This is a genomic window from Spirosoma oryzicola (genome assembly GCF_021233055.1).
In the GTDB taxonomy this organism is placed as follows: domain Bacteria; phylum Bacteroidota; class Bacteroidia; order Cytophagales; family Spirosomataceae; genus Spirosoma; species Spirosoma oryzicola.
Genome location: NZ_CP089538.1, coordinates 3,137,842 through 3,155,274, shown reverse-complemented (window position 1 = coordinate 3,155,274; position 17,433 = coordinate 3,137,842). Strand labels below are relative to the sequence as shown.

The 17,433-nt window shown below is 51.2% G+C and carries 16 protein-coding genes; 7 read left to right on the top strand and 9 right to left on the bottom strand.

Annotated features, from left to right (window positions below):
- Positions 1-1,071 (top strand): dipeptidase, encoded by a 1,071-nt coding sequence (locus tag LQ777_RS13435; RefSeq protein ID WP_232558436.1) that lies wholly within the window; start codon positions 1-3, stop codon positions 1,069-1,071.
- Positions 1,072-1,133: 62 nt separating this feature from the next.
- On the opposite strand, the gene LQ777_RS13430 is transcribed toward LQ777_RS13435, so the two are convergent.
- Positions 1,134-1,709, bottom strand: coding sequence for an RNA polymerase sigma factor (locus LQ777_RS13430; protein ID WP_232558435.1), 576 nt, complete (start codon positions 1,707-1,709; stop codon positions 1,134-1,136).
- Positions 1,710-1,945: 236 nt separating this feature from the next.
- Here LQ777_RS13430 and LQ777_RS13425 point away from each other — a divergent pair, with 236 nt between their 5' ends.
- The 6 genes from LQ777_RS13425 to LQ777_RS13400 all read left to right on the top strand — a co-directional run bounded on the left by LQ777_RS13425 (position 1,946) and on the right by LQ777_RS13400 (position 9,112).
- Positions 1,946-2,485: a heme NO-binding domain-containing protein gene (locus LQ777_RS13425; RefSeq protein WP_232558434.1), complete on the top strand. Its 540-nt coding sequence runs from the start codon at positions 1,946-1,948 to the stop codon at positions 2,483-2,485.
- On the top strand, positions 2,482-5,328 hold the full coding sequence (locus LQ777_RS13420) for a PAS domain S-box protein (RefSeq protein WP_232558433.1): 2,847 nt from the start codon (positions 2,482-2,484) through the stop codon (positions 5,326-5,328). Before LQ777_RS13425 ends, LQ777_RS13420 begins: the two co-directional genes overlap by 4 nt.
- 3 nt (positions 5,329-5,331) lie before the next feature.
- Positions 5,332-6,024, top strand: a complete 693-nt coding sequence (locus tag LQ777_RS13415; protein WP_232558432.1) for a LytR/AlgR family response regulator transcription factor — start codon at positions 5,332-5,334, stop codon at positions 6,022-6,024.
- Between the two features lie 133 nt (positions 6,025-6,157).
- The gene (locus LQ777_RS13410) at positions 6,158-7,780 is read left to right on the top strand and encodes an NADP-dependent glyceraldehyde-3-phosphate dehydrogenase (RefSeq protein ID WP_232558431.1); all 1,623 of its coding nucleotides are present in this window, start codon (positions 6,158-6,160) and stop codon (positions 7,778-7,780) included.
- 60 nt (positions 7,781-7,840) lie between these two features.
- Entirely contained in the window at positions 7,841-8,863 is a 1,023-nt protein-coding gene (locus tag LQ777_RS13405) for an ABC transporter ATP-binding protein (RefSeq protein WP_232558430.1), read from the top strand.
- 60 nt (positions 8,864-8,923) lie between these two features.
- A complete protein-coding gene (locus LQ777_RS13400) occupies positions 8,924-9,112 on the top strand; it encodes a hypothetical protein (RefSeq protein WP_232558429.1) in 189 nt (62 codons plus the stop codon).
- A gap of 69 nt (positions 9,113-9,181) precedes the next feature.
- Here the strand turns inward: LQ777_RS13400 and LQ777_RS13395 are convergent, their stop codons facing one another.
- From LQ777_RS13395 to LQ777_RS13360, 8 genes are all read right to left on the bottom strand, one after another.
- Positions 9,182-10,144 carry an AAA family ATPase gene (locus LQ777_RS13395; RefSeq protein ID WP_232558428.1) on the bottom strand — a complete coding sequence of 321 codons (963 nt, stop codon included), beginning with the start codon at positions 10,142-10,144 and terminating at the stop codon, positions 9,182-9,184.
- Positions 10,145-10,237: 93 nt separating this feature from the next.
- Positions 10,238-11,620 (bottom strand): peptidylprolyl isomerase, encoded by a 1,383-nt coding sequence (locus LQ777_RS13390; protein ID WP_232558427.1) that lies wholly within the window; start codon positions 11,618-11,620, stop codon positions 10,238-10,240.
- Between the two features lie 123 nt (positions 11,621-11,743).
- Positions 11,744-14,107, bottom strand: a complete 2,364-nt coding sequence (locus tag LQ777_RS13385) for a peptidylprolyl isomerase (RefSeq protein WP_232558426.1) — start codon at positions 14,105-14,107, stop codon at positions 11,744-11,746.
- Positions 14,108-14,245: 138 nt separating this feature from the next.
- Positions 14,246-14,938 (bottom strand): putative manganese transporter, encoded by a 693-nt coding sequence (locus LQ777_RS13380; protein WP_232558425.1) that lies wholly within the window; start codon positions 14,936-14,938, stop codon positions 14,246-14,248.
- Between the two features lie 13 nt (positions 14,939-14,951).
- Positions 14,952-15,290 (bottom strand): avidin-fold protein, encoded by a 339-nt coding sequence (locus LQ777_RS13375; RefSeq protein WP_232558424.1) that lies wholly within the window; start codon positions 15,288-15,290, stop codon positions 14,952-14,954.
- Positions 15,291-15,311: 21 nt separating this feature from the next.
- Positions 15,312-16,373, bottom strand: coding sequence for an agmatine deiminase family protein (locus LQ777_RS13370; RefSeq protein WP_425276905.1), 1,062 nt, complete (start codon positions 16,371-16,373; stop codon positions 15,312-15,314).
- 59 nt (positions 16,374-16,432) lie between these two features.
- Positions 16,433-17,113 (bottom strand): HAD family hydrolase, encoded by a 681-nt coding sequence (locus LQ777_RS13365; protein ID WP_232558422.1) that lies wholly within the window; start codon positions 17,111-17,113, stop codon positions 16,433-16,435.
- A gap of 42 nt (positions 17,114-17,155) precedes the next feature.
- Positions 17,156-17,407 carry a hypothetical protein gene (locus LQ777_RS13360; protein WP_232558421.1) on the bottom strand — a complete coding sequence of 84 codons (252 nt, stop codon included), beginning with the start codon at positions 17,405-17,407 and terminating at the stop codon, positions 17,156-17,158.
- Between the last annotated feature and the right edge of the window lie 26 nt (positions 17,408-17,433).

Sequence of the window (17,433 nt, the reverse complement as noted above, 5' to 3'; positions counted from 1 at the left end):
ATGTTTACAATTGACGCCCATCTCGACCTGAGCATGAACGCGATGGAATGGAATCGCGATTTGCGGCAGCCGGTCACTCGGTTGCGGGAGCGCGAGAAAGGCATGACCGACAAACCCGACCGGGCAAAAGCTACGGTTTCGCTGCCCGACTTGCGCCGGGGAAACATCGGATTAGTCGTTGCTACACAGATTGCCCGGTTCGTCGCTCCCGGTAATCCCTTGCCTGGCTGGCAGTCGCCGGAGCAAGCCTGGGCGCAGACGCAGGCACAGCAGATCTGGTACAAAACCATGGAAGAAGCGGGGGAGATGGTTCAAATCCGGGACCTGGCGGGTTTGGAACGTCATCTGGCGCTCTGGAACGATGGTACACCCAACGAGCACAAACCCGTTGGCTACATTCTTAGTCTGGAAGGAGCCGACTCGCTGGTGACAACCGCTTATGTCGAGCGGGCTTACGAATACGGCTTGCGGGCTATCGGTCCTGCGCATTATGGTCCGGGGCGTTACGCACAGGGAACGGATGCCACGGGGTTCATGGGGGCCGCCGGGCAGGAGTTACTTCGCGAAATGGAGCGGTTAAACATCATCCTGGACGCTACGCACCTGTGCGACGATAGCTTCTGGGAAGCACTGAGTCACTTCAACGGACCCGTTTGGGCCAGCCACAACAACTGCCGCGCGCTGGTGAACCACAATCGCCAGTTTAGCGATGACCAGATTCGGGAGCTGATCGCCCGTGATGCCGTTATCGGGGGAGCCCTGGACGCCTGGATGATGGTGCCCGGCTGGGTACGGGGTCAATCGACGCCCGAAAGCACGAACTGCAATCTGGCCGTTATGGTCGATCACCTTGATCATATCTGTCAGCTGGCGGGTAATGCCAACCACATCGGTATTGGCTCGGACCTGGACGGCGCTTTTGGAAAAGAACAATGCCCGTACGACCTGGAAACGATTGCTGATTTAGAGAAAATTCCTGATCTATTACGGCAACGCGGCTATACGGACGACGACGTTGCCAAGGTTATGCACGGCAACTGGCTTCGTTTTTTACGAAAGGCATGGCGCTAGTCGTTCTTTAGGCCGAATTTTTAAATCGCAGTGGTTGACTAGTCAGCTACTGCGATTTGCTTTTATCGCGCGAATGCAGGCATTGCGCACAAATGTCTTACCTTGTCCCGCGAGCGTTTTAGGCGCATTTTCACGGCACTATCGTTTAATTGAAGGCGGCTGGCAATCTGCCGGATGTCCAGCCCTTCCTGGTATTTCAGGCGAAGAATCATGGATTCTTCGGGCGTTATTTTGTTCATAACCCGCGAGAGTTGTAGCAGACTCTCTTCCAGTTCTTCCGAGTCGTTTACGCTAACAAACTGATTATCCACCGCATCGGAGTCATCATCTCGGTTTTCGTCGATGGTACTAACTGCCATACGGCTATCTATGCGAAGCTGATCCATGCAGTAGTTATACGAAATGGAATATAGCCAGGTCGAAAAGGACGAACGCTGTTCGAAGCGGTCGAGATGAGCAAACATCTTGAGAAAAATGTCGTGCGTGAAGTCCTGGGCTTTGTCGGAGTCTTTCGTTAGCGAAAGACAGCGGTTGTAAACTTTACTAACGTAGCGAGTGTAAAGCGTTTCGAAGCAATCGTTAGGGCGGGTGGTGTAGAATTGACGAATTACTTCTTCGTCGTTAAGAGTAAGCTTCATGTCAATTACAGTGTGAAAGGTGAAGACCGGGCCAGCTTTTTTTGTTTGCTGACGATGTAAAGTTGGCTTACCCAGCTGGCATGAGGGCTTACATTTCGATGAACTGTAGATTTTGCCCGGTTTTTGGGAGAAATGAATGGGTTTGGTATCTATTAATTATAGATTAATATCATAAAGTACTATAATTGTTACCGAAAAATGAGTAATATTACCGTATATATATAAGTAATAGATCTATGAAGGGCATTGTGTTTACAGAGTTTTTAGAAATGATCGAAGATAAGTATGGCTATATAGTAGTAGATCAATTACTTACAGAAAGTAACTTGCCATCGGGAGGAACATACACTGCGATTGGTACGTACGATCACAGCGAAATGGTGACGCTGGTTAGTAACTTGAGCCAGAAGGCGCAAATTCCTGTATCTGAGTTGCTTCGGTCGTACGGTCGATACATGTTTGTTACCTTCACCAGAAGTTACCGTCCTTTCGTTGATTACTCGCATTCTGCTTTCGACTTGCTTAAGTCTATTCAGCATTATATCCACGTAGAGGTTAAAAAATTGTACCCGGATGCTGAATTGCCTCATTTTACGGTCGAGCAGCCATCCGACAATCAGCTGCATATGTACTACGAATCCGAACGTAAGTTATCTGATTTTGCCCACGGTTTGATTGAAGGTTGCCTGGCCCATTTCGGTGAAAAAGCAATCATCAGGAAAACTAACCTCGTTGATGATGGCAGCCGGGTATTTTTTGAAATTGTGAAGGAATGACACAGGTAGACGATAGCAACCTACTAAGAAGACGTCTGGAGCGCGAAAAGCGGGCCCGGGTTGAGGCCGAAGCTATTCTAGAGAAAAAAGCGCTGGAATTATACAACGCCAATGAGCAGCTTCAACACCTCAATGAAAATCTGGAGCAGCAAATCCAGGCCAAATTAGCGGAGCTGCAAGAAAGCGAACAGCGGTATCGTCAGTTGATCGAGTCTGTTCAGGATATTATTTATAAAATATCACCCGAAGGCGTCTTTACGTTTGTCAACTCGGTCGTCGAAAAATTACTGGGCTATACCGAGCAGGAATTTGTTGGCAAACATTTTACCGATATTGTAGCGCCTGGTTACCGGAAGGCCACCCTTGCTTTCTACCAGTCGATGCTGGAAGAGCGTATCGACAGCACATATAGTGAGTTTCCGGTGGTTGCCAAAGATGGGCGAACGGTCTGGATTGGTCAAACCGTTCGGTTTATCGAGTTGGAAGGCAATATAGCAGAACTCGTGGCGGTAGCGCGCGACATATCCGACCGGAAACTGGCCGAAAGTCAGTTGCAACGGACCCAAACCCGGCTTTCAACCCTGATAACCAGTCTGGAATCCGGCATTCTGGTAAAAGATGAACAGCAGCGTGTCATTTTGGCTAATCAGCTTTTTTGCGACATGTTCGGCATCCAAGATGCTCCCGAGCAACTAATCGGGCAGGATTACTCGCGGTCGGTTGAATTTATCAAGGGTTCGATGGAAGACCCCGAGGCCTTCGCGCAGCAGGTTGAACAGTTAATGCAAGACCGGCAGGCCGTCACTGGGGAAGAAATCAGAATGGTGAACGGCCGAATCCTGGAGCGCGACTATATCCCTATATTTTTGAAGGAGCAGTACATGGGACATTTGTGGAAATACACGGATGTTACCGACAAGTACCTGGCTCGCGAACGCATTCGCCGAAGCGAAGAAAAATACCGGGGTATCATGAATAATATGGAGCTTGGTTTGCTGGAGGTTGATCACAACCAGACCATTATTCGTTCCTACGAGCGTTTCTGTCAAATGGTTGGTTACGCCGAGGAGGAACTGGTTGGTAAACATGCCGCTGACCTGCTGGTTGCCCCGGAGTTTAGAAATGTCATCAATCAGCAGCAAATTACGCGAAAGCAGGGGAATGCCAGCTCGTACGAAATGCAGTTGATTCGGAAAGACGGTAGCCGGATCTGGGCACTGGTCAGTGGTGTACCGATCCTGGACGAAGAGGGGAAGATTGTTGGCTCGATCGGCATTCATTACGACCTGACCGAACGCAAGCAACTGGAAGAGGAATTGGCGAGAGCAAAACGAATTGCGGATGAAGCTCGGCTGGCCGAAAAGCAGTTTTTGGCTAACATGAGTCACGAGATCCGAACGCCCCTCAACGCAATCATTGGCATGTCGCACCTGTTGTTCGATACCAAACCTGATCAGCAGCAGCGCGAGTATATCGATATTTTAAAAACATCCGCTAATTTTTTGCACAGCCTGATTTCTGATTTATTAGATATGACCAAGATTGAAGCTGGACGGATTGAGGTTCACGCTCGACCGTTCGATTTGACGGGCCTGCTGCGGTCCATCCAGAAAGTATTCGAGATGAAACTAAAGGATCGCGCCATTTCAATCGATGTCATGCTGGATGCCCGCATTTCCGGCGATTTTGTCGGTGATGACGTGATGCTGAACCAGATCCTGATGAATCTGGTCGGTAATGCCGAAAAATTTACCGAAGAAGGCAGTATTCAGATTACCGCCCGGCTGAAAAAACAGGAAGCCGCCAAATACTGGATTGAATTTGCGGTTGTTGACACGGGCATTGGCATACCGAAAGAAAAATTAGACTTGGTGTTTCAAAAGTTCAAGCAGGTAAATCCTCACGGGCATAAGCACAAAGGCACCGGGCTGGGTTTAGCCATTACCAAAGAACTGGTCGAAATTCAGGGAGGGACCATCGCCGTCAGAAGTCACGTTGGGGAAGGAAGTCAGTTCACGTTTACGCTTCCTTTCGGCAAAAGTGAAACGCCATCGGAACCGGTCGTAGTAGCTCCGGGCAACGTACCCCTGTGCGATGATACGCTGGGGTGCCACGTACTGATCGTGGAAGACAACCTGATGAATCAGAAGTACATCACTAGTCTTCTTACGAAGTGGAACGTACCCTATACGCTTGCTCTGGACGGTAAACACGCCGTTGAGGAAGCAAAAAAACAACGCTTCGACATCATTTTGATGGACATACAAATGCCTATCATGGACGGGTATGAAGCCTCCGTGGCCATCCGCAGTTCTCATAACCCCAATCAAAATATACCCATTATTGCGTTGACCGCATCCGCTATGCTTGACCAAAAAAACCTGGCTCTTGAAGCCGGAATGAATGATTTCCTGACCAAACCCTTCGAACCAGCTCAGCTTCGGTCGTTGTTGCAGCAGTACGCCCCCGCCGAAATGGTACATGATGGCGATACGATGCTTGACTGGGAGCGGCTGAATCTTCTGTATGGGTCCGATATGGAATACACGGCTGAGATGCTTTCCATCTTTCTATCGGATATTGTTCCGGAGATTATGGAGTTGCCCGTTCTTTGCCAGGAAGATAAACGAACGGAATTAGGCCAGAAAGTGCATAAGTTAAAGCCGACGTTTGGGATGGTTGGCTTATCGCAGCTGGAAGGAAAAATGGCACAGTTAGAAAAAATAGTAAAACAAGGGTCTAAAGATGAGCTGTTAGAAATCTATTGTAACGATATAATCGTAAAGGTTAATGAAATGATTCCGGTTATAAAGAAAGAGATACAAAAGATTACTCCAGCGTAAATCATGGCATTGACCTGTATAATTGTTGAGGATGAACTGATGGCTCGCAAATCGCTTCAGCGGCTATGCGAGAACCACGGCTCGCTAGATCTGATGGGTGTATTTGATAACCCGACTGAAGCACTGAGCTTTCTGGCAGAACATAGCGTCGATTTGATCTGGCTCGATGTCGAAATGCCTGATTTGACGGGCTTCGACTTGCTGGAAAAGCTGCCGTCCATTCCGTTGGTCGTGCTTACCACGAGTAAAACGGAATACGCTTTCGACGCGTTTCAGTATCAGGTGACGGATTATATAAAGAAGCCGATTACGATGCCTCGTTTCAACCTGGCGGTCGAAAAAGTGTTGGAGGTGTACCACCGATCCAAACTGGCGTCGGCCACCGAGCGTCAGGAAATATACGTTAAGAGCGAAGGTCGTTATATCCGAATACCGTTTGATGCCATCGCGTATGTCGAGAACATTGGTGATTACGTCAAGATCCATACGGACAAGCAAACGCACATTGTCTATACAACGATGAAGTACCTGGAAGAGAAACTGGGGTCGCAGTTTCTTCGCGTCCACCGGTCTTACATTGTTCATCTCGACAGGATTGTCGACATCGAAGAAAATACGTTGGTTATCAACAATAAAGTGATTCCGATCAGTCGCGCAAACAAACCCGAACTGATGAGCCGGTTAAATTTGCTGTAACGGAAGGCTAGCCAGCCAATTACTCGTTGGACCCAATTTTTAGCCGGACCAACGAGTAATTTTATGGGCTTCCTGTTTGATTTTGCTGGTCGAATAGCGACGTTTGCCCCGTCTTATCAGATGACATCACGCTATGAACGATCCGCAACTTACCCAACTGTTTCCCACCAACGACCAGATTCCCGCCGAATTTCGAATTGAACCTATTCACCAGCGTGCGTATTTGCTCAACGGTGAAATGAAGCAGTGGGACGGCCCTGTTTCTGAGGTGTATTCGCCTGTTTGTGTACCCGACGAGCAGGGTGAGCTACAGCGTCAGTTAGTCGGCAGTTTTCCCGTAACGGGACCACAACAGGCCCTCGAAGCCCTCGACGCGGCCTACGCAGCTTACAACAATGGTCGGGGCGAGTGGCCCCAAATGGCCGTCGCCGACCGCATTGCCTGCATGGAAACCTTCGTGGGGAAAATGCTTGAGCAGAAAAAGCTGGTTGTCAACCTGATTATGTGGGAGATCGGTAAAAACCTCGCCGATGCGACCAAAGAATTCGACCGGACCGTAACGTACATCTACGACACGATTGATACCTTGAAAACGATGGACCGTAACTCATCGCGGTTCCGCATCGAAGAAGGAATTATCGGGCAAATACGGCGGTCGCCGTTGGGCGTGGTGCTAGCGATGGGACCGTTCAACTACCCGCTCAACGAAACGTACACTACGCTTATCCCGGCCATTCTGATGGGGAACACGATCCTGTTTAAAACCCCTAAGCATGGTTCGCTGCTGCACTATCCGTTACTCGAAGCATTCCGGAGCAGTTTCCCGAAAGGCGTCGTCAATTCGCTCTACGGGCGTGGTGCCGACGTGATACCCCCCGTTATGCAGTCGGGTAAGGTCAATGTGCTGACGTTGATCGGGTCCAGTCGCGTTGCCGATCAGCTCCAGCGCCAACACCCGAAACTCAACCGGCTTCGTTCCATTATGAGCCTTGACGCCAAAAATGCCGCTATCATTTTGCCCGACGCTGATCTCGACGTAGCCGTGAAAGAGTGCTTGCTTGGTACGCTCTCGTTCAATGGTCAGCGCTGTACGGCCATCAAAATTATCTGGGTACATCGGTCCGTTGCGGATCAGTTTCTGAGTAAGTTCAATCCCGAAGTCAGTAAACTAAAGCCGGGTATGCCCTGGGATGCTGGTGTACAAATTACGCCCTTACCTGAACCCGGCAAGCCGGATTACCTGACCGAGTGCATCCGTGATGCCGAAGCCAGCGGAGCAACGGTTGTTAACGAAGGCGGGGGCCAGGTGTCGGCTTCGCTGTTCAAACCAGCGGTGGTTTATCCCGTTCAGGAAGGCATGAAATTATACCGCGAAGAGCAGTTTGGCCCCGTTATTCCAATCGTACCCTTTGATGATGTGGAAGAGTTTATCGACTACCTGATTACGGACGACCACGGTATGCAGGCGAGTATTTTTGGGACGGATAGCAATGCAATTGCCCAACTCATCGACCCGCTGGTTAACCTGGTAAGCCGTGTCAACATCAATGCGCAATGCCAGCGCGGACCGGATACGTTTCCGTTCACGGGGCGCAAAGATTCGGCGGAGGGAACCTTGTCCGTAGAAGATGCCCTTCGGTCGTTTTCTATCCGGTCGGCAGTAGCCACGAAAGATACTGCTGCCAACAAAGAAGTACTAAACGACATTGTGGGCGACCATAAATCGACGTTTTTGTCAACGAATTTCATTTTCTAACGGAACTGGAAGCGCAGTTGAAAACCGACTGGGTCATTTGGGCCAGTCGGTTGTTTTTTTGTGATTATCAACCCATATAAATACAACGAACGATTGCTCGAAGCTACTACACTTACTAAATCATTCGGCCCGTTGTCGGCAGTTCAACAGGTATCGTTTGTGCTCCAGGCAGGTCAGGTCATGGCGCTCGTTGGAGCAAGCGGTTCTGGAAAAAGTACGCTGCTGAGCATACTGGCTGGCTTAACGGACGCCGATGGAGGAGACGTCCGGCTGGACGGAAAACGGGTGCCAGGTCCTTCCGAAGTGCTGGTGGCGGGTCACGCAGCGATCCGGCTTGTCCATCAGGAATACCAGTTGATGCCGAATGTATCCGTTCGGGAAAATATCACGTATGCGCTCCGCTTCTTCGCGAAAACGTATCGCGACTACCGGGTCGATGAATTGCTACGACTGTGCCGACTGACGGAAGTGCAGAACCGGTTACCACGCCAGGTGTCGGGGGGCGAAAAACAACGGACGGCCATTGCGCGGGCTATCGCTGATAAACCCGCCGTGTTGCTGCTCGACGAACCGTTCAGCCATCTTGACTTACCAAACCGGCTCATCGTTCGTAACTTACTGTTTGATCTGGTCCGGCACGAAAATACGGCGTGTCTGTTTGTTACGCATGATGCCAGCGATGCACTATCAATTGCTCATACGGTAGGTATTCTGCGCGACGGAAAACTGATTCAGCTCAGCAATCCCGTCGACATCTACCGACGACCCGAAACGGCGTATGCCGCCCAGATGACCGGCCCGGTCAACATCTTGCAAACGGAGCATCTGCCCTTGTTAGGCTTATCGGCTGTCGAATACCCTTCGGCGCTTTTTTGTTTGCGACCAGAACAGGTCAGGCTAAGCGAAGCAGGTATTTCGGGAACTGTTCGAGCGGTGTTTTTTAAAGGAAGCCACTACGAAATCGAAGTAGAGCTAAACCCTGATTTTTGCTTGCGTGTACTGACGACCAATGACAGCCTGTACGCAGGGCTGCGCGTGAACATCCAGGTGACTGCCGATTCGGTCTGGCCGCTCCAACGCTAATTTTGTGGTAACTCCGCGCGTCTTTTTCGGTTATAGAGGGAAACAAACTGACAAAACGTTATGGAAAGTTCGCAGCACGATCATGAAAAAGTAGGCGAGCCCGATTTTTCGGCCAAGCCCGACGTTGAGTATCTGGTGGGAGAAGAACACGATGATGTTGACGCTTCGGGTGTTGACGACCACTCGACCGGTATGGGGGAGGATGACTACCTGGGTAAAACAAATCGCGAGGGTAATAAAGACGAATAATCATTTTTACAAAGCAAAAGGCCGCTCTTTTTCGAAGATCGGCCTTTTACTTTACAGCTATCGCTTGGCTTACAGCATTCGTTTGATCAACTGCTCAACGGAGATACCTTCGGCTTCGGCCTTAAAATTGCGAACGACGCGGTGGCGGAGAATGGGCAACGCAACGGCTCGTATATCTTCAATATCGGGCGAGTATTTGCCATTCAACAGCGCGTTACATTTCGAAGCCAGAATCAATGCCTGTGAAGCACGCGGACCAGCGCCCCATTCCAGGTATTGATTTGCATCGGAAGAAGCCAGCTCCGTGTTTGGACGGGTTTTGTGTACCAGCTTGACGGCATACTCAACGACATTGTCAACCACCGGAACCCGGCGTACTAGATGCTGAAACTCCCGAATTTCTTCGCCGGTAATGACGCGCTGTACTTCGGGACGTTTGTCGGTTGTGGTGCTCTTAACGATGTCCAGTTCCGATTGAAACGACGGATAATCCAGGTAAATGTTAAACATAAACCGGTCGAGCTGCGCTTCTGGAAGTGGGTACGTTCCTTCCTGCTCAATGGGATTCTGCGTAGCCAGTACGAAGAAAGGACGACCCAATCCGTATTTCTGACCGGCGATGGTAACGGAATATTCCTGCATCGCTTCCAGCAAAGCCGACTGGGTTTTAGGGGGCGTCCGGTTGATCTCATCGGCCAGGATAATGTTGGCAAAAACCGGTCCTTTAATAAACTTGAAATTCCGTTCCTGATCGAGTGTTTCCGAACCCAGGATGTCTGAGGGCATCAGGTCGGGCGTAAACTGAATACGGTTGAAATCGAGATCCAATGCCCCCGCAATCGTCTGGATAAGCAGCGTTTTGGCGAGGCCCGGCACACCGACCAGCAGGCAATGTCCCTGACAGAAGATAGCGGTTAGGAGCAAGCGAACCGTGTCGTCCTGGCCGATAACAACCTTCGAAATTTCCGCTTTTAACTTTTGGTAATAGGTAGTAAGGGCTTCCGCAGCCGCAACATCCGATGAGTAAGGCACAATAATACAGTTAAAGAGTTTATGGTTTACAGGTTTCCGCGTTGACCCTGACAATGCAAGTTAGCCGAAAACTGTAAACCTCAAAACGGAAAGCTATTCATTGCCGCCACCACTCAATGCTGCTGCGCTATTTTGCGTTGTTCCAAAGATGCGACAGTTTTGAAACTCAGGATCTACGCTGATGTAAACATCCGCCACCGATTTCCGGAACCAGTCATCAATGGCCCGGTTCTTTTTGTTAGTCAGCACGATATTCTGCAACTTTTCGAAGTCAAGCTTGAAATCTGCCGTGTGTGGGGGGACTTTGCTCTTGAAGTACAAAATCCGAACCGCACTTTTGCCGTCCTCGGTACGATACGGCAGGGGTGCCGAAACGCTGCCCACTTTCATCGTGTCCAGCATCTGGAACATCGCGTATTCCATCGAACCATCCATTGCCAGGCGGCTGCTTCCCGACTGTGCATCGCGGATCAAACCACCTGCATCTGCTGTGCTTTTATCTTCCGAAAAGTCGTGGGCTGCTTTGTCAAATTTAACCGAGTCAGCAACGATAAGTGTCCGCAGGCTGTCCAGATAGCGCGTTGGGCTACTCAGATCCAGCCGGTTGTAATCGGGGCGGAGCAGGATGTGCCGAGCGTGGTATTCCGCACCGCGCGTTTCCAACAATTGAATAAGGTGAAGACCAAATTCCGATTCAACAACGTCCGAAATTTCGTTTGGCTTCATTTTCAAAGCCGCCCCTTCGAAAGGAGCCACCATCATGCCGCGTTTGGCAAAACCAAGATCGCCACCGTTCTGGGCCGAACCCACGTCCTCCGAATTATCTTTCGCTAACTTGGCAAAGTCTTCACCGGCCTGCACCCGTTTTTTGATGTCCAACAATCGCTGACGCAGGGCTTCTTTCTGCTCCTTGGTCGGCTTGGCAAACCGTACAATCTGACCAACCTCAACGTCGGCGGGCATGTAGGGCAAACTGTCTTTTGGAATAGCATCGAAGAACTTACGAACATCGCGGGGGGTCACCTTTACGTCGGTCGTGATCTTCTGCTGCATCTTCTGCGCAACTTTCTGATCTTTCACCTGCTGGCGCAGTTCGCTTTTGAGCATTTCTAGGCTCTTACCATAGGCTTCAACAATGTTCTTTTCGGAACCGAACTGCTGCGCCATGTACTGCATCCGCTGGTCGAGTTCGCTGTCTACGATCTTATCGTCAACCACAACCGAGTCAATCTCGGCTTTGGCAAGCATCATCTTATTGATGACCAGACTCTCCAGCAACTGACATTTCTGGGGTGGTGTCTGGTTCTGGCCCACGTAGGACTGATAGGATTCCTCAAGATCGGACCGAAGTACGTAATAGTTATCGACCTTGGCAATGATCTTGTTCAGGCTTACCCCTTGTCCCTGGCCAAAAACCGGTGCGGTCAGGAACCAGCCAAGCAAGGCAATAAAAGCGCTACTGATTACTTTTTTCATGAGTTAAAGATACGCACAGAACAGAAACCGTCCTGCCTTTTTAGAAAAATTAAGAACTTGATTGTGAGTGCTGGACAACCTGCCTGGCAAGCTGAGCGCGTCCCCGATCTGCTGACTAGTGAATTACTTGCCTAACTTCCGAATCTCGTCTTCATTCACCTTCACCGGGTATTTCTGACGAAGCTGAGCAAGCCACTGTTTTTCGAGCAAAGCCTGGTAATCGTTGATGACAGCGCCCCTGGCTTCGGCAAACGTTTTTGCCCGAGCGGGTTCAACGCGGTTTATCGTTACCGAAACAGCTTTACCGGCCCGGTTGAAGGTGGTAATACCTTCTTTCCACTGGTCGATACTGTCGAGGTAAGGGTTGATTCCCTGCGCAAAAATACCTTCGGTGATCGTCACCGCCGGACCAGCGGAGGACGATGGTTGCCGGCTGTTGAGAACTTTAGCAATGTCGGCTTTATCATTCGAAAAATACTGGAACGAAACCCGGCGTTGGGCGGCCGCATCTTTAGGTGCATCGGCTGCCCGGCGGGGGGGAGCCCCCTGATAATCCTTTTCCGCAATGCGGTTCAAGGGAACACCACTCTTTTGCAGGTAACTCACAACGGCCCGAATCCGACCCGCCGACACCGAATCCCGCTCGGCGGCATCGTGCGCACCGGAAACTTCAACAACATATTCTGGATTACGGGCCATCGTTACGAGTACGTCGTACAAGGTTTCCCGCTGTTTAGGCGTCAGCATCGTCTGGTTACTGTCGTAGGTCAGGTCAGCCGCCGAGCGCTTGAGCTGGTAGGGCGGTTTGCCGGACAGCATCTGACGGGCCTGTTTCAATAAATCATCGTTCTGAGCGACAATGATCGTTGCGGCAGCCCGTTCCGGAAAACGATATTTCTCCGCATTCTGGTCAAAATACTGGCGTTGTCCCGTTGAATCGGTCATCGAGCGTTCCCATACGTTTTGCTCCATCACCTGCGAAAGCAGGACACCATCCCGGATCTCGTTCAGCAGCGAACGGAACTCCGGCGATTTCTTGTCCAGATTAGCTTCCTCCGTTGCCATTAACTGATCCCCTTCAAACCGGTCGAGCAATCGGCGCATCGCTATCGCTGGTGAACCCGTAACTGATGCAATCGGCGCAGCGGGTGCCAGGGCTGGATTACGCTGTGGTTGCTGTTTCTGCCGGACGTAATCAAAAAACTGGTTTACGGTTACGGGCTTTCCGGAGACGGCGAACAACGATTTGCTTTGTAACGCCGGCTCCAGTGGCTCGGTGTAGCGCCACTGACCACGCAGCAGACTGCTATCGGCCTTGGCTAACACCTTCTCAACGGTTGCTTTTTCTTCCAGAACAGGATATTCTTTCTTCAAGCGTTGCACGGTTGCCTGGCGCAATACATCAGCACGCGTATCGGTCATAACGCGCTGGCGCAACGAAGGAGCTAAGTCAGCATAAGGTTCCAGCCCTTTCCGCTCGATGAGTTTGATGATATGCCAGCCGTAATTTGTGCGAACCGGTTTCGATACGTCGCCGGGTTTCGTCAAGGTGTAAGCGGCCTGTTCAAACGCCGGAACCTGCCTACCGGTTTCAAACGCCGGTAGCAGTCCTCCGTTCGCGCGAGAAGTAATGTCGTCTGATACGGCCTGGCAAACCGCTTCGAACGATTCGCCTTTCTGGAGCCGGGCGTACGCAGCGTCGATACGATCCTGCGCTGCTTTCTGACCGGCTTCATCGGCACTGGGGCTAAGCCGCACCAAGATGTGAGCCACCCGTAACTTACCGCGACTTGGCCGACGGTCGTTTACCTTGATCAGGTGATAACCCGACCGAGTTCGGATGGGCATGGAGACTTGGCCGACGGGCGTGTTATAAGCCGCTGTTTCGACCGGGTAAACAAGTGAAAAAGCCGTGAAATAGCCTAAATTACCACCGTTGGCAGCCGTCTGACGATCTTGTGAATTGTCCTGGGCAAGCTGGGCGAAATCCGTACCGGCCAGCGCCTGCTTGCGAATGTCCAGTGCTTTCTGGTAGGCCGCCAACGTATCGGTGGGAGCCGCGTCTTCGGTTACAGGTACCAGAATATGGGACGCGTTGATTTCTTCCTGCATCCGTTGGTACGCTTCAGCGGCTATCGACTCCACCAGCACTTTGTCCGTCAGGTACGATTGCGCCAACTGGTTACGGTAGGTATTCATTTCCTCCCGAAAAGCCTCGGTTGTATCGCGCCCTTCGGCTTCGGCGGCCAGTACTTTCAGCTTCAGATTGGTATACAGATCAAAATAGTTCTTCACGTCGGTCCGCTGGGCGGAGTCGGACGAAAACTGATTTTTCGTAAACGACTGGAAAAAATCATCCGTAGTGAAAGCTTTGGTCCCCAGCGTCAGGATAACGGGCTGTGGAGGTGTTTGCTGGACCACGGGTGCGGTTGTTTTGCAGGCTGTTACGGCAAGAGCCAGCAAGATACCGCCGGTAAGTTGGCGCATAGCGTCGGAATGGAAAAGTAAGGTACTAAGTTACTGATTACTGGGTTGAGGGGGCATGCGTGCCTTGTCTCAATAGGTTGAAAACAGCGTTTTTTGTAAAAACATTCGCTCTGTTTAAGCAACGATTGAACGAAGGGCTTATTGGCGAACGGGCCGGATTTTCACCGATTTAAGCGTAATGTCATAGTCGAGTCGATAGTCGAAAGCGTCGCGAAGGTTCTGCCCCGTGAATACCGTTGGTACGTGCACGAGTTGCTGCTTTTTTTTGCGTAGTTCCGCTTCGTAAAGGTCGACGCTGCTTTGGCCCAATAAATCATCATCGTCAAACTGATCGACCAATTTCAGGCCAATGCCCGAAGCGGCCAGACCAGCGGCTACGTATTTGAGCGGAGTTAGGACTTCGGCTGCTGTGATCAGAAAAGCCGCCGGGCCAGCCACAATATTATGTACTTGCCGAACCCGATCCAGCATTTGCTTCGCCCGGTTGTAATCGTCCACTTCAATCAAGACCAGTGAGGCCACAATGCGCCCATTCTTCGGTAGTTCCAGGCTAATCGGTAGGGCTTTGTCGGGACCAGCCGCGCTAAGGTCCAACTGCTGGCCTTTCTGCACGGTTACGACGCCCCAACCGCCATTGACCACCGATACAGGTTTGTTTTTAGCGTCGTAACTGGTCATTGAATACGCCATCATCAGCTCATCGCGTCGGCTCAGCGTTTCTTCGAGATTCACCGCTTTCAGCGAACGGGGAGCCAACTCCGCTACGAGCGATGTCGGGCGGGCGCATCCAACCAGCAGCATTAAACTCAATAGACTTACAATGACTCGCATAGCTTCAGGACACTTAATCGGCAACTTCCTCAACAACGGATTCGCCCGACGACTGATCTCCGCTCGTCCACTGCCAGCGTTCATGGAGCCGGATTCGTCCGTCGGGCAACCGTTCGGGCGTTGACTGACAGTAGCCAGTCATCAGCTCACCCTGCACATTAACGTGCTGATAGCGCATGTCGAGCCGATGGTGACTATCGACTGTCGCAATCAGAAACCCCTTTACGATAGCCCCGCCACTGTATTCGGCCCAGACGATCTGATCCTGTTGGTGATAATGAAACAAGGTTTCTCCACCGACTTCACCATTCTCGGTGTTGGCAACGGAGCGAAAGGTTTTGTTGTCGTACATCGGAAGAACGTTGATAGGCAATTAGATGCTTGGCTCCTGTTGACTCAGGCAGTGAAAACTACCCAGACCCCACACAATATCGGTCGAGTCGATGCCGACGATCTTACGATCAGGAAAACACTGACCGATAATATCCAGCGCCGGTTGGTCAGCCGCGCAGCGGAACGTAGGTACGATAACCGATTGATTCGTAATTAAAAAGTTGGCGTACGAAGCCGGTAGCCGCAGTCCATCGCTGACAACCGGGTCAGGCATGGGCAGTTCAACAATGTTTAGTTGCTTACCGTTCAGAAGCCGCATCTGCTTTAGCTCGTGATGGATCTCCTGAAGGAACGGATAGTTAGCGTCGTTCTTGTCTGCTTCGTAAGCCGCGATTACCGTATCTTCGTTTACAAACCGCACCGTATCATCAATATGGCCATCGGTGTCGTCACCAACGATGCCTTCTTCTACCCAAAGCACCTGCTGAACGCCGTAATAATCGCACAGGTAGCGCTCGATGTCAGCCTGTTTCAGATGGCTATTCCGGTTTTGGTTAAGCAGGCAGGCCCGGCTTGTGAGCACTGTTCCGGCTCCGTTAAACTCAACCGAACCACCTTCCATAACGATGCCAGGCGTGACGTAATCGAGTCCACGATAGTGGGCAATCTCCACCGGAATCAGGTCATCGCGGTCGTAGGGCGGGTATTTCCCCCCCCAGGCGTTGTAGCCCCAGTTAACGATCATCCGTTGTTTCGTAGTCGGATTGATCAGAAAGGCCGGACCGTGATCGCGGCACCACGAATCGTTGGTCGGGTGGGGGAGCAGCGTCACGCGGTCCATATTCACGCCAGCGGCCAATAAGCGCAGTTTGGCCGCCTGCATCACAATCTCGTTATGCGCGTTAATGCAAACCTGTTCGCTTTCGGCGATGGCTTTGATAAAATCAATGTAGGCCGGATACATCAGCTCCTGCCGCTCTTTCGTCCACGACGCTTCGGTATGGGGCCAGCTTAGCCAGGTGGCGACGTGAGGATGCCATTCTGCCGGAAAGAAAAAGCCCTCGCGGGCGGGAATCAGGGGGCTTTCAGATGAAGAGTTCAAAGACATGAACGTTGGTGCCAAGACAAATTTAGGGGACAAAGATACAAAATCCGGGCGGGTCAACGGGGTGTTTTGTCGACTAATGCCTCAATAGTTGCTACCGAAAGCTCCGTAAAATCATTGACGATAAGAGCCGCACCGCTATTGACCAATTCCGCCTGCGTGTGCGTCGTGGCAAGCGCAACCACCTGCATTCCTCCCCGCAATCCGGCTTCGATACCCGCAAAAGCATCTTCAAACACAACACAACGCGCGGGGTCAACGCCTACCCGCTCGGCGGCTTTCAGGTAGATTTCGGGGTCGGGCTTGCCGTGACGAACCATGCTGGCATCAACGACCGTATCGAAATAGCGTCGGATTTGTAGCCCATCGAGCGTAAAGTGAACATTGCTCATAGGTGCCGATGTGCCAACGGCCAACTTGATATTCTGCGCTTTCAAGGCTTCCAGAAAAGCAATCAGACCCGGTGCCGGTTGCAAGTGCGAACGATAAAGCTCCCGGTAAATGGCTTCCTTTTCTTCCGTTAAGGTAATCAGCTCGCCACCTTCAACGGGGCGCTGAAACACGTAAGCCATCGCATCGGCGGAGACGCGGCCATTGATATTTGCCACGTACTGATCGCGGGTAATCGGAAATCCTTTGGCTTGGGCAAATTGTAGCCAAGCATTGATGTGAAAGTCGGTATTATCGACCAAAACGCCGTCCATATCGAAAAGGGCGGCTAACGGAGCGTCGGTCATGTATAGCGTAAGGTTGGAAATGCAAAGAAAATAGATTGCGACTTATTCAGTATCGTCCGGTGCCGAGACCGAAGGGGCTTCGGGCAACACATCACCCGCCAGCACTGCCGCTTCGTGGAGCAATTCGGTCGAAACGAGATCGTCGGTTACGGTTTCAATACGTTCATCAAATAGTTCCTGCCCCTCTTCAGCCGATTTCATGCCCACCAGCAGCCGTCCCACATACAGCAGGTTGAGGGAAAAGCGCAGTTCGGGAAGGATGCGACTGTGACGGGTTTGAGGTTCGTTCTGCATAGCGTATACATAACAAAATCCAGGCG

Excerpts from the sequence above, each read along its gene's own strand:
- LQ777_RS13425 (WP_232558434.1), top strand. The coding sequence starts at position 1,946 with ATGAAGGGCATTGTGTTTACAGAGTTTTTAGAAATGATCGAAGATAAG.
- LQ777_RS13375 (WP_232558424.1), bottom strand. The coding sequence starts at position 15,290 with ATGTACGACAACAAAACCTTTCGCTCCGTTGCCAACACCGAGAATGGT.
- LQ777_RS13420 (WP_232558433.1), top strand. The coding sequence starts at position 2,482 with ATGACACAGGTAGACGATAGCAACCTACTAAGAAGACGTCTGGAGCGC.
- LQ777_RS13435 (WP_232558436.1), top strand. The coding sequence starts at position 1 with ATGTTTACAATTGACGCCCATCTCGACCTGAGCATGAACGCGATGGAA.
- LQ777_RS13380 (WP_232558425.1), bottom strand. The coding sequence starts at position 14,938 with ATGCGAGTCATTGTAAGTCTATTGAGTTTAATGCTGCTGGTTGGATGC.
- LQ777_RS13365 (WP_232558422.1), bottom strand. The coding sequence starts at position 17,113 with ATGACCGACGCTCCGTTAGCCGCCCTTTTCGATATGGACGGCGTTTTG.
- LQ777_RS13400 (WP_232558429.1), top strand. The coding sequence starts at position 8,924 with ATGGAAAGTTCGCAGCACGATCATGAAAAAGTAGGCGAGCCCGATTTT.
- LQ777_RS13410 (WP_232558431.1), top strand. The coding sequence starts at position 6,158 with ATGAACGATCCGCAACTTACCCAACTGTTTCCCACCAACGACCAGATT.
- LQ777_RS13385 (WP_232558426.1), bottom strand. The coding sequence starts at position 14,107 with ATGCGCCAACTTACCGGCGGTATCTTGCTGGCTCTTGCCGTAACAGCC.
- LQ777_RS13390 (WP_232558427.1), bottom strand. The coding sequence starts at position 11,620 with ATGAAAAAAGTAATCAGTAGCGCTTTTATTGCCTTGCTTGGCTGGTTC.
- LQ777_RS13415 (WP_232558432.1), top strand. The coding sequence starts at position 5,332 with ATGGCATTGACCTGTATAATTGTTGAGGATGAACTGATGGCTCGCAAA.
- LQ777_RS13360 (WP_232558421.1), bottom strand. The coding sequence starts at position 17,407 with ATGCAGAACGAACCTCAAACCCGTCACAGTCGCATCCTTCCCGAACTG.
- LQ777_RS13430 (WP_232558435.1), bottom strand. The coding sequence starts at position 1,709 with ATGAAGCTTACTCTTAACGACGAAGAAGTAATTCGTCAATTCTACACC.